Annotated in this window: 11 protein-coding genes; 4 read left to right on the top strand and 7 right to left on the bottom strand. The window is 71.2% G+C overall.

Annotated features, from left to right (window positions below; translation table 11 throughout):
- Nucleotides 1-157 precede the first annotated feature (157 nt).
- Nucleotides 158-772, bottom strand: coding sequence for a hypothetical protein (locus ACIRG5_RS09760; protein WP_402902693.1), 615 nt, complete (start codon nucleotides 770-772; stop codon nucleotides 158-160).
- A 19-nt stretch (nucleotides 773-791) separates the two neighbouring features.
- On the opposite strand from ACIRG5_RS09760, the gene ACIRG5_RS09765 reads away from it, so the two are divergent.
- On the top strand, nucleotides 792-950 hold the full coding sequence (locus ACIRG5_RS09765) for a hypothetical protein (RefSeq protein WP_402902695.1): 159 nt from the start codon (nucleotides 792-794) through the stop codon (nucleotides 948-950).
- Here the strand turns inward: ACIRG5_RS09765 and ACIRG5_RS09770 are convergent.
- Nucleotides 901-2,268, bottom strand: coding sequence for an MFS transporter (locus tag ACIRG5_RS09770; protein WP_402902697.1), 1,368 nt, complete (start codon nucleotides 2,266-2,268; stop codon nucleotides 901-903). The genes ACIRG5_RS09765 and ACIRG5_RS09770 overlap by 50 nt on opposite strands.
- A gap of 82 nt (nucleotides 2,269-2,350) precedes the next feature.
- On the opposite strand from ACIRG5_RS09770, the gene ACIRG5_RS09775 reads away from it, so the two are divergent.
- From ACIRG5_RS09775 to ACIRG5_RS09785, 3 genes are all read left to right on the top strand, one after another.
- Nucleotides 2,351-2,905, top strand: a complete 555-nt coding sequence (locus ACIRG5_RS09775) for a TetR/AcrR family transcriptional regulator (RefSeq protein ID WP_402902698.1) — start codon at nucleotides 2,351-2,353, stop codon at nucleotides 2,903-2,905.
- A 98-nt stretch (nucleotides 2,906-3,003) separates the two neighbouring features.
- Nucleotides 3,004-3,924 (top strand): ArsR/SmtB family transcription factor, encoded by a 921-nt coding sequence (locus tag ACIRG5_RS09780; RefSeq protein WP_402902701.1) that lies wholly within the window; start codon nucleotides 3,004-3,006, stop codon nucleotides 3,922-3,924.
- A gap of 17 nt (nucleotides 3,925-3,941) precedes the next feature.
- The gene (locus ACIRG5_RS09785; protein ID WP_402902703.1) at nucleotides 3,942-5,252 is read left to right on the top strand and encodes a hypothetical protein; all 1,311 of its coding nucleotides are present in this window, start codon (nucleotides 3,942-3,944) and stop codon (nucleotides 5,250-5,252) included.
- 46 nt (nucleotides 5,253-5,298) lie between these two features.
- Here ACIRG5_RS09785 and ACIRG5_RS09790 read toward each other — a convergent pair whose 3' ends face one another.
- From ACIRG5_RS09790 to ACIRG5_RS09810, 5 genes are read right to left on the bottom strand one after another with little or no spacing between them, the layout of a single operon-like run.
- A complete protein-coding gene (locus tag ACIRG5_RS09790; protein WP_402902706.1) occupies nucleotides 5,299-7,104 on the bottom strand; it encodes an SWIM zinc finger family protein in 1,806 nt (601 codons plus the stop codon).
- Entirely contained in the window at nucleotides 7,101-8,204 is a 1,104-nt protein-coding gene (locus ACIRG5_RS09795; RefSeq protein ID WP_402902709.1) for a VWA domain-containing protein, read from the bottom strand. Before ACIRG5_RS09795 ends, ACIRG5_RS09790 begins: the two co-directional genes overlap by 4 nt.
- Nucleotides 8,201-10,444 carry a DUF5682 family protein gene (locus tag ACIRG5_RS09800; protein WP_402902712.1) on the bottom strand — a complete coding sequence of 748 codons (2,244 nt, stop codon included), beginning with the start codon at nucleotides 10,442-10,444 and terminating at the stop codon, nucleotides 8,201-8,203. The genes ACIRG5_RS09795 and ACIRG5_RS09800 overlap by 4 nt, the downstream gene beginning before the upstream one ends.
- The gene (locus ACIRG5_RS09805) at nucleotides 10,402-11,472 is read right to left on the bottom strand and encodes an AAA family ATPase (RefSeq protein ID WP_402902715.1); all 1,071 of its coding nucleotides are present in this window, start codon (nucleotides 11,470-11,472) and stop codon (nucleotides 10,402-10,404) included. Before ACIRG5_RS09805 ends, ACIRG5_RS09800 begins: the two co-directional genes overlap by 43 nt.
- Nucleotides 11,469-15,263, bottom strand: a complete 3,795-nt coding sequence (locus ACIRG5_RS09810; RefSeq protein WP_402902717.1) for a DUF4132 domain-containing protein — start codon at nucleotides 15,261-15,263, stop codon at nucleotides 11,469-11,471. The genes ACIRG5_RS09805 and ACIRG5_RS09810 overlap by 4 nt, the downstream gene beginning before the upstream one ends.
- Nucleotides 15,264-15,283 lie beyond the last annotated feature (20 nt).

The raw sequence follows: 15,283 nt of genomic DNA on the forward strand, positions 1-15,283 counted from the left end.
GTTCCCGGTCAAGAGGCTGATAGTTATCAGTCGATTTGCGGACAGTGGCCGTGCTGCTGGTGCTCACCGTGGTGCGACCGGGTCCGCCTGACGTGCGGGCGCCGAAGGTCCGGCCAGGACGATCGGCCCGCCCGCACGCGTGCAGTCGGCGCGGCCCTCACATGACGACGATCTCGATCTCCCTGCCGAGCTTCGCGCCGCGCAGCAGGTCGAGGTCGTCGCCGCTCCAGAACTTGCCGGGGTCGTACCAGTTGGGCCTGCGCTGGGGCAGCAACCCCATCTCCTCGTACGTCACGGCCACGATTTCCGCGCAGAACGCGCTCTCGAGTGTCGCGTCCCCCTTGGGGCGCAACGGAATCCGCCCGCGTGCCCACCGCGAGGCGAGCTTGGCAGTGGACGGGAACGGCGTGCCGTCCAGCCGTGCCACCGTCCTGAGCGCCGCGTCCTCCATCTCGCGCGTCACCTCGTGGTCGAGCTGCCGCAACCAGGCCCGCTGCCCGTACTTGTCGTGCCACGTCACGACGGCGTCGCGCAGGTCGTGCAGCTGAGCGCCGCGCTGATGGGTGCCCGACCACATGTCCTTCAAGGACTTGCCGAGCTCGGCGTGCCACATCAGCGGCGGCATGTCGTCGATCACGATCGCCATGCCGACGTGGTTGACCGGGCTGTTGGTCATGGCCTGGATCGCCCGGTCCGCCGCACTGCGCCCGCGGAACACCCACACGTCGCCGGTGCGGGTCATCTCGACGGCTTTGTCCAGTGTTGTCGCCATGACCGACTAGCCTAGGCACATGAAGCTCTGGAAGCTGCTCGGCATCGCCGCTTTCGCGGGAGTCGCTGCCAGCGGCGCGGTCGTCGCCCGGAACCAGCGCCGCCGCGAGGCCTACACGCCGGACCAGATCAGGGAACGGTTGCACGAACGGCTGGCCGAGGCGTCCCGCCCGGAATGAGCCGGTAGGCCACGAAGGCCGCCACCGCGAGCAGCGCCGCCGCCACCAGCGCCGTGCCCTGCACGGCCTCCGTGAACGTGCCGGTGGCGGCCCACGCCGACAGCACGGTCCCGAGCACCGCGATGCCCAGCGCCGCGCCCAGTTCGTACGCGGTCTCGGACACCGCGGATGCCGCGCCCGCCTTGTCCGCGGGGACGGCCGACACCACGGCGTCCGTGGTCAGGGTCAGCGCGAGCCCGACACCGGCGCCGATGACCACCAACGCCACCGCGATCGCGCCGTACCGCGCCGAGAAACCGACGATCGCCAGTCCCGCCGCGCTGACCAGCAGGCCGGCCGCGATCGCGCGGCCCACGCCGAGCTTGCGCACCACCGGTCCGATCACCGCGATCACGAGCATGCCCGCGACACCGAGCGGCAGTTCCCGCAGTCCGGCCTCCAGTGGCGAGTAGCCCAGCACGTTCTGGAAGTACTGCGACAGGAAGAACACCAGCCCGGTCAGCGCGAACACGGCGATCATCGTCGCGCCCACCGCGCCGCTGAACGCCGGGTTGCGGAACAGCGCCACGTCGATCATCGGATGCGCGGACGACCGCTGCCGCTGCACGAACAACCACAGGCCCGCCACGCCGACCGCTCCGGCCGGCACCGCGGTCCAGGTCGGGCCGGCCAGCGCGACCTCCTTGATCGCGTACACGAGCGGCACCACGCCGACGGCCGACAGCAGCGCGCTGACCAGGTCGAACGGTCCCGGATTCGGGTCACGGGTCTCCGGCAGCCACCAGGCGCCGAACACCAACAGCGCCGCCATCACCGGCAGGTTGATGATGAACACCGAGCCCCACCAGAAGTGCTCCAGCAGCACGCCGCCGACCAACGGCCCGAGCGCCGCACCGGCTGTGGCCGTCGCCGCCCACACCGCCACCGCCCGCGTGCGTTCGGCGGGGTCGGTGAACAGGTTGCGGATGATCGACAGCGTCGACGGCATGATCGTCGCGCCCGCCACGCCGAGCAGGGCGCGCGCCGCGATCAGCCACTCGGCGGAGGGCGCGAACGCGGCCAGCAGCGACGCCGCCCCGAATCCGGCGGCGCCCAGGAGCAGCAGTTTCTTGCGGCCGATGCGGTCGCCGAGCGTGCCCATCGTGACCAGCAGGCCGCCGAGCACGAACGAGTAGATGTCGCCGATCCACAGCACCTGCGCGGCGGTGGGCGCCAGTTCGTGCTGAAGCGCCGGGATCGCCAGCGCCAGCACCGTGCCGTCCACCGCGATCAACAACAACGCGAGCGCGAGCACGCCGAGCGCTGCCCACTTCCGCATGACGAACCCCCTCAGCCGACCATCTGGTCTGCAAATAACGTACCGTCTGGACGGTCGGCTAAGCAACCGCTAGGTTGATCACATGCCCGGAGAGCAGCGCAACGCGCCCCGCACCCGCAGAGAGGTGCTCGCCGCGGCCGCGCGCGCGTTGAGCGAGCAAGGCCCGAACATCAGCCTCGATGCCGTGGCGAAAGAAGCGGGCGTCTCGAAGGGAGGCCTGCTGCACCACTTCCGCACCAAGCAGGCGTTGATCGTCGGGTTGATCGAGGAGTGGTTCGACCACTACGACACGACGGTCGAAAGCCTGCTCGAACCGGAGGACACACCCGGCCGCTGGACCCGCGCGCACATCAGGGCGACCTTCGTGCCGGACGACCTGTGGTCTCACCCGTCTGTCGTAACGGCGTTGCTCGGCGTGCCGGAACTTCAGCAGCGCCTGGACGTCGCGGCGACCCGCTGGCGGCAGCAGACCGATTCGGACGGCCTGCACCCACAGCGGGCGGACCTCATTTCCCGTGCACTCGATGGAGTGACGCTGGCGGATCTCCTGTGGCGCGGCCAGGAGTCGGACGAAGAACGCGACCGCACCCGTGACCTGCTGCTGAAGCTCACCGAGCAGACGGGGCCGTTCGTCTGAGAGTTTGTCCGCAGAACGTTGTCAAGTGGAACAACGCTGACACCGGACAACGAAGTCTGCGTACCGTCGGAAGTGGGGGGCACTCCGGGGGGAAGCACATGCCGATCGTGATGTCCGAATCCGTGCCCAAGGGGCGCGGACTGACAATTCTGTTCGAGCTGGAAGATCTGGCGCGCACGCGGTTCGCGTCGGCTCCACTGCCGATGTACGAACTGGTGTTCACACTGCACAGCGGCAACTGGGACCGTCTGCTGCTGCCGCAGATCCGCCCGCTCGCCGAACTGGTCAGACCTGGCCGGTTCATTCCCGACTTCTTCAACTCCGCGCGGCCCGACTTCGACGACGCCGTGCGCCAGGTGCTCGAAGTGCCGTCGACGCGGGTGCGCGACCAGATCGCGAGCATGCTCGGCACGACGTCACCGTGGCTGCGGTCGTTCGCGGCCGGCACCCCGACCTCGCGCCAGGACCTGAGGTCCGCGTTCCACTCCGGTTTCCGCGACCTGCTCGGCCCGAACTGGCCGCAGACGCGGCAGGGGTTCGACGCCGAGGTGCGCCTGCGGTCCTCGCAGGCCGTGACGCGCGGGCTGGGAGAGCTGCTCGGCCACCTGCACCCGTCGATCTCGTGGACCTCGCCGGCGCTGCACGTCGAACTGGGCTGGGACACCGAGATCTCGTTGCGCGGCACGGGGATGCTCATCGTGCCGGTGCTCAACGGGCTGACCCGCCCGGCGGTGTCGATGTTCGCCGAACCGCAGCCGTTGCTGTTCTACCCCGTCACGGCGCCTCAGCCGAGCGGCGCCAGCCTCGAACTGGCGCTGGGACGCACCCGGACGCTGGTGCTGCGGGCGCTCACCTCCGAACGCACCACCACCGAACTCGCCAAGCACGTGGGCATCAGCCTGCCCACGGCGTCGCAGCACGCCACCGCGCTGCGCACCGCGGGTTTCGTGTCCACCCACCGCAACGGCAGGTCGGTCCGCCACCGCCTGACCCGGCGCGGCTGGGAACTGCTGAACTGACGATCAGGGAGGCCAGCATGACCGCGATGCCGCGGTACCGCACCGACCCGAGTCCCCGTGCGCTGGCGGTCCGGCTGCGCGCCCTGCGCACCGCCCAGGTGCCCGTCGCCTGCGGCGTCTACGCCGGACTGTCGGCCCCCGGCACGACTTCCGCACTGCACGCCCGCATCACCCACGCCATGGCCCGTGCGTTCGTGACGGGCACCTCGGCAGGCGTTCCGCGCTTCGACCCACCGCCGTCCGCCCAGCTGCGGCTGCTGACGGCCGCGAGCTGGGGCCGGCTCGACGGCGTCGGCCCGGACATGACGGAGTTCCCGGTGGACCTGGCCTCCGAACTGTGGTGGCGGGTGCACGAACGGGCGCTCGGCTCGTTGCGCACGGCCGAACGCCGCCTGGCCTGTGACCTGTTGCTGCGTCTGGGATATCCGCAGCGCGCGGCCTCGGTGATCGGCCTGAGCGTGATCGACCCGCGCAAGCACGTGTTCTCGCCCGAACTCGCGCTGGAACAGCTCGCCGTGCTGCGCTGCCACCTCCCGTCGTCCGCCGTGGAGGCGATGGCGCTGCGCGGCGCCAGGTCCGGGCTTCCTCCCGAGACGCGCCGCGACCTGGCGCTGTTCGTGGTGTTCCGCAACGCCGCCCGCGGCGCCGACTCCACGTCCCTGCGGGCCGCCGCGGCGCTCGCCATGAAGGCCACGTCCGAGCTGCCGCAGAACGGATTCGCCGCGGCCCTGCACCGAGCCCGGCTGCACCGGGCGATCGCCGCGGTTCCGTTCGTGCGGCACGACATCGTCGAGACACACCGGCTCCTCGGCCGGGCACTGGAATCGCTGACCTCGGCGACGCCGGGGGCGGCCGAGATGGACCGGCTCGCGTGGGCGGACGAGGCCTACGCCCTCTACTCCTTCCTCGTGCAGACCCACGTCGCCGTCGGCCTGGGACACCGCGCCGTCGGCTACTCCGGCGAACTGGTCGAGCTCAGTCCCGGCGACCACCGGACGTGGGCGCTGCAGGGCGACGCGCTGGCCGCGTGCGGTCAGCTGGAGGCATCCCTGGAGGCCTACGGCCGCGGGATCGCGCTCGGCGGCTGGGGTGCGGCTCGTGCCGCCTACCTGCGTGGCTTCGTGCTGGAACGGCTCGGGCGGGTGGCCGAGGCCGCCGAGGACTACGTGCTGTCCCAACGCATCGATCCGACCTCGTCGGTAGTGGTGGCTCCGGTTGTGCCGGTGGGCGGCCACGGCCGGCAGTTGCCCGCGGAACCGGGTGTTCGCGGACGGGGCGTTGGTGGACGCCGTGCTGCTGAACGGGTCCGAGCCGTGCAGGTGCGCTGAGACGGAACCGGCCACCTCGGTGGCGTTGGTCGCGGGCGCGGTCTCCTCAGCGCGCGTCGGCCGTGACCAGTAATCGCAGGTGCGCGGCGAGCCAGGTGGCCGAGGCCGGGGCGTCGGCGAACGCCGTGACGCCGGCCGCAGCCGTGCGCAAGCCCGCGCGGTGCAGGTGCGCGCCTACCTCGCGCACACGGGTGAGCAGACTGTCCGTCAGGTGGTCCAGGCCTCGGTGGGAGGCCTCGGCCAGCACCGTCAGCGCGCTGTCCACCGCCGCGCTCAGCGGGTCGGACGTCGTGACTCCCGGCGACAGGGGTTGCGGCGTCGTGTCCGTCGCAAGGTCCACGACGACCACTCCCGCCGGGGTGTGCACGGCCAGCGGGTCGACGACCAGGGTGCCTCGATGTCGCCGGACGCTGCCGGTGATCGTCGTCGAGGTGGCGCGCAGGGCCGCTGTCAGGGCGTCCAGCGAGTGCGGTGCGACGGCTCGGTGCGTTGCTTCCAGGCGGCACGACATGCCCGTCGGATCGTGCAGCGTGGCGGTGAGGCGTTGCGCGGCCGGGTCGTAGGCGAGGTCGGACACCTCGGTGACGCGGATCGCGCGGACCAGTTCGGCCTCCACCCTCGCGCGGACCTGGCGTGGCGGCAGTTCGGCCAGGTGTGCGGCGGCCTTGGCGTAGTCGTCGATCACCAGGGCCTGGGGCAGGTGGTCCCAGGCCGTGCCGACCGGTGTGAGCGAGGTTTTGGCCACCCTGCTGGTCTTCAGGGTCACCGCGCGGCTCGCGCTGCGCGTCGCCGACTCGGACACCACGTTCGACGCCGCCAGCCGTGTGCCGGTGCGCAGGGGAGTGTCGCGCTGCACCAGGACGACGTCGCCCGAGGCGAAGTAGACGTCCACCGCGTTCTCCGCGCGCAGGCGGGCGCCGAGGGCGGTCAGCCTGACTCGCTTGAGCGGTGTTTCGGCGGGCTCGTCCGGGCCCAGGATCTCGGCGCGGGGGCCCGTGGCGGTGGTCCGCGCGTGCAGTTCGGTCAGCAGCGCGGCGAACTGTTCGGCCTCGTAGTCGGCGCTGCGCTTGCGGTACGCGGCGAGTTGGGCGAGGAGATCGGTGATCACGGCGGCGGGCCAGTGCAGGCGTTGCGCGGTGAGGTCGCGGTGCAGGCGCTGCCACGCGCCGTCGAGCACCTCGCTCGCGTTCGTGGCGCCGTCGAGCAGCAACTGGTCGAGCAGATCGGTGACAGCGGTCAGATCCGTTGCGGTGGTGGGAGATCCGCCGACGTCGACCGTGTCGGCTCCCTGTGCGTCCGCCTCGCGGAACGCCCACACCGCCAGTGCCGTCGCCTCGTCCTTGTTCACCGCGTCGGTGTGGACGTACGACAGGTCGCCGGGGACCAGGAACGTGACCGTGCAGGTGGGGAGTTCCGCCTGCGCGGTGTGGTCTTCCGCGGTCGGGCGGCGGAGCTTCGCGCGGTAACCGGCCTGGTGGGCCCTGCGGGCGCGGCGCAGGGTGCGTTCGCCCATCAACGCCACCAGGTCGGTGTCCGTCACGGCGCCTGGCGACCACAGCTCGGCCGGTGCGGTCGTCTCCTGAGTGCGTTGGTACGCCAGGACGACGGCGATGCGGTGCCGGCAGACGCCCGCCGCGCCGCAGCTGCACTGTGCCGCGTCGAGCGCGATGCCCGGCGGCAGCGTCGTCGTGGTGCCGTCCGGGAACTTGCCCTGGACGGCACCGGCCGGATCGGTGTCGAGCGCCGGGACGATGCCCGCGTCGAGCTCCTTGACGGCGCGTTTCACCAGACCGCGGTTGGCCAGCGCCGCGAGGGCGTCCGGGGTCAGTGCCATCAGGTCTGGTCTGGTCACCTGAGCTTCTCCGCAACGAATTCCGCGAGCTGTCCTGGGGTCATCGCGCCGACGTGCGCGCCGACGTTCGCGAGGCGCTGGCCCAGCGCCCGGTCGTAGTCCGGGTTCGCCTCGTCGTCCAGCGCCGCCAGGCACAGCACGTGGGTGCCCTGCTCGCACAGGTCCTTCACCGTGCGGACCAGGTGCGCCGCGCTGCCGCCCTCGTAGAAGTCGCTGATGATCGCCACGATCGACCGGCGCGGGCTGTCCACGAGGCCGGCGCCGTAAGCCACGGCCTTGGCGATGTCCGTGCCGCCGCCGAGCTGCACCTTCATCAGCAGCTCGACCGGGTCCGTCACGTCCGAGGTCAGGTCGACCACGTTGGTGTCGAAGGCGACCAGGTGCGTCCTGAGCCCAGGCAACCCCCACAGACAGGCCGCCGTGACGGCCGAGTGGATCACCGAACTGGTCATCGAGCCGGACTGGTCCACCAGCAGGATCACCTGCCACTGCTCCAGGTGCCGTTTGGTGCGGGAGACGAACTTCGGGTGCTCGATCGCGAGCTTGCGCTCTTCCGGTTGGTAGCGCTGGAGGTTCGCCCTGATCGTGGAGCGGAAGTCGAAGTTGCGCGAGTTCTTGTGAATGCTCGGCCGCCGCGACCTCGTGCCGCTGAACGCCGTGCGCACCTCCGTCTTCAGCTTCTCCATCAACTGCTTCACGACCGCTTCGACGATCTTGCGCGCCAGCGCGAGCACGGCCGGGTTCATCAGGTGCTTGGTCCGCAGCACCGCGCGCAGCAGCGCCGGGTTCGGCTCGATCCGTTGCAGCACTTCGGGATCGGTGACGACGTCGGTGATCTCGTACCGCTCGACCGCGTCGCGTTCCAGCCGTTCGATCGTCTCGCGCGGGAAGAGGGTGTGCACCTCGTCCAGCCAGTCGACGGTCTGCAGCACGGAGTCCTCGCTGCCGCCCTTGCGCACGCCGCGTTCGGCCAGTTCGGGATCGCGGCCGTAGAGCCATTCCAGCGCGGTGTCCCGGCGGGCCGCGTCGCCCTGCAACCCTCCAGTGCGGCGCGACGCGGGTTCGCCGAGGATCAGCCGCCAGCGTTCCAGGTCCGTCATGCCAGCCCGCCCTTCAGCAGCAACGCGTCCACGCGCTTCTCGATCGCCATCGCCTCCGCCACGACCATCGGGTCGACGGTGAGACGGGTGACGCCCTTGGCGCTGCCCTCGACGCCACGATGGTGCAGGACGGTGGCCGCGATGGTTTCCCTTTCCCTGGGCGGGAAGTAGCTGAAGGCGAGTCGCAACGCGGGCAGCGCCACCAGGAACTCGTCCTCGGTCATCGCGCTGACCAGCTCGTCGAGCACCCCGACCAGGTCAGGGCTCGCCAGCACCTCTTCCCGCGCGACCGCGAACAACCCGGCGAGCCAGTCGCCGAGCGCCTCGATGTTGCGCACCTTGCGCACGTCCGGCTGGGAGCCGAGCGTCCAGGCGAGCCCGAGTGCGGCGCCGCGCAGATCCGGTGGTGCCTCGACGTCGTTGCTCACTCGGGTCGCGACGCCGGTGACGTCCGCGATGTCCAGTGACAGTGCGGACTTCGCGTGCAGCACCGCGTCCCTGGTTGCCGCCATGGCCTTGAGGCGGTGCGGATCGGCCGGCGCCGGACCGCCGTGCAGGCCCTCGACCAGCCACAGCACCCGTGCCGTGCCCACGTCGATCACCGAGCCCAGCAGCGGATCCTTTCTCGTGCCGAACAACCTGTCGTGCCGCCACAGCCCGAGCACACCGCTGAGCACGGACCCGAGCGCCGCGAGATCGCCCGTCGCCCGGACACCCTCGTTGAGGGTCTGCTGGACCTTCCCGGACAACGCCGAGATCCCGCAGAGCACCGCGTCGAACAGGATGGTGGCCAGGTGTTCCAGCTGGGCGTCCCGGGAGCGGCGTTCCAGCACCGCCCCCGCCGCCTCCTCCAGTGTGGCGCCGTTCTCGGCGGCCTCGATCAGCGCCGCCAGCCGTTCCTCTGCCGGTCGCAGCGTCCACTGCTCGTCCAGCTGCGGCGCGGCACCCTCGGACGGGCCGCTCGTGCGTTCGAAGCCAGGAATCCGCAGCACCCGCAGGCGATGCAGGATCCTGCTGCGCTCCAACGCCTCCGCGTCCGTGAGGTCGAGCGCGACCTTGCCCTCCTGATCGAGGCCGTGCGTCCGCAGCAGCTCCTGCACCGCGTTGACCAGCGGCGGTGCCGGCGTGTCCGGGTGCAGCCTGCCGACCTTGCTGCCCCGCAACGCCCCGATCATCTCGATCAACGCCGGGTGCGCGCCGGGCTGCAGCGTGCCGCGCCGGGTCCACGGCGGCGGCTGCGTCAGGTCCTCGGAGATCAACGCGCTGGTCAGGCCGTCGAGCACGTCCGTGCGCGCCAGGTTCTCGTGACCGCGCAACCGGGCCAGCGCCCCGGCCTGCGTGCGCGCCGCGATGAGGTCGGCCGTCGACACCGGCTGCTGCCGGCCGCGCAGCCGCGTCGCCACCGACTCGACCAGCCAGTCCGCCGCGCGCTGCGCCCCCGCCTCCCAGACCTGCTGGTAGTAACCGGGCGACGGCATGCCCGACTGGTAGCCGGTGAACGCGTCCAGCCGTGCGTGCGAATACGGCACGAGATAGCTCGCGCCTCTATCACGTTCGGGAACCTCGGGCCACTCCGCGGAGCCGTCGAGCTTCGCCTTGAGCGCGGCCGTGTGGAAGCCGCCGGTGATCACGACGACGGGCCTGTCGCCCGCGTCCTTCACCGCCGCCCGCACCCAGCGCGCCATGTACTCCTCGCGGGCCGAGTCGCCCTCGTCCGCGGTCGCCGTGCCGCGCAGCAGGTCGAAGTACTCGGCCATGCCCTTCGGCTCGGTCTCGCACTCGAAGAGGTGGTCCCAGAGCGCGTCGACGTTGTCGACCGCGAACTCCCGGCACAGTCGCTCGACGACCTCGGCGTAGCGCAGTTCCGCGTCCGCGTACCTGTTGCTGACGTCGCGGAACGCCTCGTGCCACGCGGGCAGGTCGATGAACCTGACCTCGGCGCCGCACCGGCGGGCCTCGGTGATCGCCACCCACTCCGGCGAGTAGTCGCAGAACGGCGACCACGACGCGTGCTGGTCGGAGTAGCTGAACAACGCGACGGGCAGCTCGTGGCCGAGCAGCAGCTCGTCGATGCGCTCGTTGAAGTCGGCGGGACCTTCGACGAGCACGTACGCGGGCTGGTGCTCGGAGATGGTGGCGGCGACCAGCCGGGCACAGGCGGGACTGTGGTGCCGGACGCCGACGAACACGGCCCCCATCAGCCGGGCAGCAGGTGCCGGGCGCGGTGCAGCTCCTGCCACTGCTCGCCCTTGCGCCGTGCCGCGTGCTGCTCCAGGTACCGCCGCAGCCGCGCCAGGTCCTCCGCGTTGTCCTTCGCCGCCGTGCCCGCCAGGCACTCCACGACGTCCGCGGCCGACCCGACCTCGCCGCGCAGGAACCAGCCTCGCAGCCCCACCGCGTGCGCCACCGACACCGCCTCGGCCGTGCTCATCACGGTGGTGAGCCGGTCGCCGCCCTCGCGCAGGTCGCGGAACGTGCGAACCAGGACCTCCAGCACGTCACGCCTCGGCGCGAGCTCGACGCCGGACTTCTCCAGCAGCTTCGCCGCCTCCTGCTCGACCAGGGCGAGCTCGGTGTCGAAGTCGGCGATCGGGAACACCGTCTCGAAGTTGAACCGCCGCTTGAGCGCGGCGCTCATCTCGTTCACGCCCCTGTCCCGCGTGTTCGCCGTGGCGATCACGTTGAACCCGTCCTGCGCGAACACCATGCCGTCCGGGCCGTTCAGCTCGCCGATCGCCATCACGCGGTCGGACAGCATCGACAGCATGCAGTCCTGGACCTCCAGCGGGCAGCGGGTGATCTCCTCGAACCGCACGATCTTGCCCTCGGCCATGCCCCGCAGCATCGGTGCCGGCACGAGCGAGCGCGGCGACGGCCCCTCCGCGACGAGCAGCGCGTAGTTCCACGAGTACTTGATCTGGTCCTCGGTCGTGGCCGCGCCGCCCTGGATCGTCAGCGTCGACTCGCCGCACACCGCCGCCGCGATCAGCTCGGACAGCAACGACTTCGCCGTCCCCGGCTCACCGACCAGCATCAGACCGCGGCTCGTCGCCAGCGTGACCAGCGCTCTGTCCACAAGGGACGGATCGCCGACGAACTTCCTGCTGATGCCCCGCTTCTCGTCGCCCACCACGAACCGGCGCGCGGCTTCGAGGCTCAGCGCCCAGCCCGGTGGCCTCGGCGCGGTGTCGGTGTCGCGCAGCCGGGCGAGCTCGTCGGCGTAGCGGACCTCGGCGGGAGGACGCTGCATCGTCTGGGTGCTGGTCATGACTGCAAGGACTCCAGTTCGGAGAGGAGCTCGGAGACGGTAATCGGGTCGATCTCGTAGGTGGCGGGCGCGTCGGCCGGAGCGGACCACGCGCCGTGACCGTTGCGTGAGAACCACATGTCGCTGAAACCGACCTCGGGGAAGACGTCCATGGCGCCCACCGCGATGCCGGGTTCGAGCCTGGCGACGAGCGCGCCGCCGTCGGGGAACGGCCGGGTGATCCAGCACTCGACACCCGCGTCCTGCGGGGTGCCGCGCACCCAGCCCTTCTTGGTCAGGCCGAGGATCTTGCCGATCGGGTACGGGGTGTCGCAGTACTTCTTCGCACGGGGGAGAAGGTCGCCGGCCGCGGTGAGCAGGTGGATCGGTCGGCCGAGCTGCGGGAACGGCTGGAGGATCTCGTAGTCGGCGAAGACCTCGCCCCACGCCGCCGACGCCTCCCGCAGGCCGACCGCGTGCGCCACGCGGACCGTGGTGCTCTCGGCCAACGTGAACTCGTCGTCGTGCTCGTCGGCCAGCGTGCGGTCCTCGGCCAGGCGGAACGAGGTGCCCTCGTCGGTGATCCAGACCAGGCGGCGGACCAGGTGCCACAGCAGCGGATGCGCGGCGAGGACCGTCAGGAACTCCTCGGCGCTCCACCCGCGCTGGTCGACCATCGCGCGTTCGAGCCGCTGGATCTGGTCGGACGCGATGGTGCGGACGTCCTTCTTCAGCGCCATGAAGCGCTTGTGCTCCAGCGGAGCGAGGTCCTGGTCGTCCTTCGCGCCGGGCTTCGGCAGATCCTTGCGGCGTTTGCCGTCCGGGTCGAGCACGAACGGCTTGAGCTGCTCGTCGAAGCCCACGGTGAACTTCCGGGAGCCGTAGTCGATCACCAGGGTCGCGGCGTCGTCCAGGCCCAGGCGCGGAACCAGCCGGTCCGACAGCTGGTCGCGGGACAGACCGAGCTCGGCCGCGATCTGGGCGACCTTCTCCTGGGCCCTGGTCTTGAGGCCCTTGAACGACACCTTCTCCGCGATGCTGTTCAGGTGCGACAGCGCCACCTCGGTGCCGATGTCGGCGAGCACGTCAAGCCCGCTGACCGCCCTGGCGTGCTGGCTCTCGCCGGGCCAGTTGCGGATCAGCGGCGACAGCCTGCGCACGGTCTCGTCGTCGCCGAACCAGCCGAGCGCGTTCAGCGCCCAACTCTCCTTCGAGGGCGCGCCCGCCTGTTCCCACGCCTGGAAGACGGCCCATGCGAACTCCGCCAGCGAGCCGGGATCGAGTGCCTCACGGGCGATCGGCAGCCCCGCGTAGAGCTCGCCCGGCTTGGACAGCGCGGCCGTCATCAACAGATGACCGGCGACCTCGGCGGACAGGGCGTGCCTGCGGTCCGCCAGCAGCACCTGCGGCAGCAGCCTGGGGTCCGCCCACTCGCCGATCGCCGGCAGCTTCGCGGGCAGCACGTCGACCGGGTCGACCGCGAGCACGACGTCGATCGCGGCCTCCGCGCCGCACTCCTTGGCGATGGCCGCCACGTCGACACCAAGATTGTTCAGGTGCCGCAACGCCGCCTCGGCATTGCGACGAGGGACCCCCGCCTTGCCGGCCGCCGCCGGGAGGAGGAGACGGACGGCCTGCTCGCGGTGCCGGGCGAGCCAGTCGAGGCCCCAGCGCCGGGCCGCCTTGGTGCGGGCGAACCAGTCGGCCATCTGCGTGGCCACCTCGACGGTGGCGAACGGCAGCAGCACCATCCCGGTCCCCGCGGCCGCGGACTGGACGTGCCGGATGAGCGCCGGCGCGGCGTCGACACCGAACCGGGCGGCGATGTTCTTGCCCCACTCCTCGACGCCGTAGCTGTAGACCGGCTTCCAGTCCGCGAGCAGGTGCCGCACCTCGTCCTCGGGGGCGAGGAGGAACAGGTCGTTGTCGTAGTAGCCGATCAGGCCGGCGTTGTACTCCTTGAGCAGCGTGCGCCAGTCGTGGTGGGTCTGCACCCACTCCGAGCCGGACGCCAGCCACTGCTCGTGCTCGCCCGGCTCCCAGATCACCGCCGCCTCCGGCACCGGAAGATCCGCCAGCACCACGGGCTTCACCGGCTTCTTGCGACTGAGCCACGGCGGGGACGCGAGCAGTGCCGGCAACTGCTCCGCGGTCGCCTCCGGCATGATCGCCTCGGCGGACTCGGCGAGCAGCGTGGCGACCTCGTCGGGCACGGTCAGGTGCGGATTGCTCCGCAGGTGGATGTGCAGCAGCCGGCGCACGTGATCACTCGACGACGCGCGCTCGGCCAGCAGTCGCGCCGCCCGCACGGGGAACGCCCTCATCGCGGACACCACCGCTGGCCGCACGTACTTCCCGTCCAGCCGGTCGAGCAGGATCGTGAACGCCTCGTCCGTCGGTAACGCCGCCAGCACGGTCAACGCCTGCTTGCGGCCGCCCGTGCGCTGGTGGTAGCTGTCGGAGTCGAGCTCCTCCGCGAGCAGGGGCGCGACGGCCGGCCCCAGCACGTACACCGCGGTGTAGAGCAGGAACGCCGACGTCGTGACCGGCTCGCCGCCCTTCCTGAAGTCCTCGAGGCTGCGGGCGCTGCTCGGCAACATCCACCACCGGCTCCGCGTGTAGCCCTGCTTGCGGACCTGGGTGAACCAGTCCGCCCGCTCGGGCATCAGGAAGGAGCGGATCTCCTTCGCGGTCTTCGTCTTGCCGAACGTCTCCAGCACGCACTCGGCGGCCGCGCGGTCCTCGGGGCTCGCGACGGCGATCGCGTACCGGAGGGCGGTGAGCATCAGGCCTTCCGGTTCGCCGATCGACGTCTGGAAGCCGCCGCGGTCGTACTGCAGGCAGATGCCGGTCCATTTGGCGCGCTTGTCGTCCCACTCGTCGGAGAAGGTCAGGCCCGTGAGCTCGACGACCGCAGTGGTGGCGAAGGCCAGGCCGTGGTCGGCGATCCAGGCGTGCACGCCTGGCGCGCCCGGCTTGGTGATGGCCGCGATCGCCGCCGCGCCGACGGGGGTCGGCTGCCCGGCCAGGTGCTCGCGGGCCGCGCTCACCAGCTCCGGCTTCGATCCCTTGGCGGTCAGGGCGTTCTCGATCTTCTCCGCCTGCTCGGTGATCTGCTGCCGCGCCTGCTCCGCCTTGGCGGGGTCGACGGCGAAATCCAGAGCCGGGGCGAATCCGCGCTGCCGCACCGCGTCGCGCAGCCACGCCTTGGGGATCACCCAGGTGTCTTCGTCGATGGGGGCTGTGGGAGTGGCGGCGGGCTCGGTGGCGGGGAGCTGGGTGGAGGGTTTGGTGGCCGCTGGAGTTACGGCGGCGGGTGGAGAAGTCACTGGTTGCTGGGCGGCGGGTAACTGGGCCGCGTGCTGTTGGGCGGCAGGGTCGGTGGCCGCGTGCAGCCCGGCGGCGGGCTGCGGGGCGTCGGAGGTGGTGGTGGCGTGTTGCTGGGCGGCAGGGTCGGTGGGGCTCTGCTGCCGGGAGGCGGGCTCCTGGGCCGTTTGCCGCTGGGCGGCGGGCTCCTGGGCCGGGTGCTGCGGGGCGGTGCCCTGCTGCGGTGCGAGTCGGGCGGCGGGCTCGGTGGCCGTGGGCTGCTGTGGCTCGGCAGCGGTGGTGGCTTCTGGTCTGTAGCCCTTCTTCTCCTTCTCCGCCACCAGTTTCGCGACGTGCGCGTCGGCCGCCTCGGCGGAGGCCAGCTCCTTTGTCTGGGTCTGGCCGGTGGTGCCCAGCCGTCCGAAACGGACGGTCACCGTCGCGCCGTCCTGCCCGATCTCCCAGAACTTCGCGGAGCCGTTCGCGACGAGTTCCCACCTGCGCACTGCTGTACCTCCTGGGGCCA

Origin of the sequence: Lentzea sp. NPDC102401 (assembly GCF_044765805.1) — a bacterium.
Taxonomy (GTDB): domain Bacteria; phylum Actinomycetota; class Actinomycetes; order Mycobacteriales; family Pseudonocardiaceae; genus Lentzea; species Lentzea sokolovensis.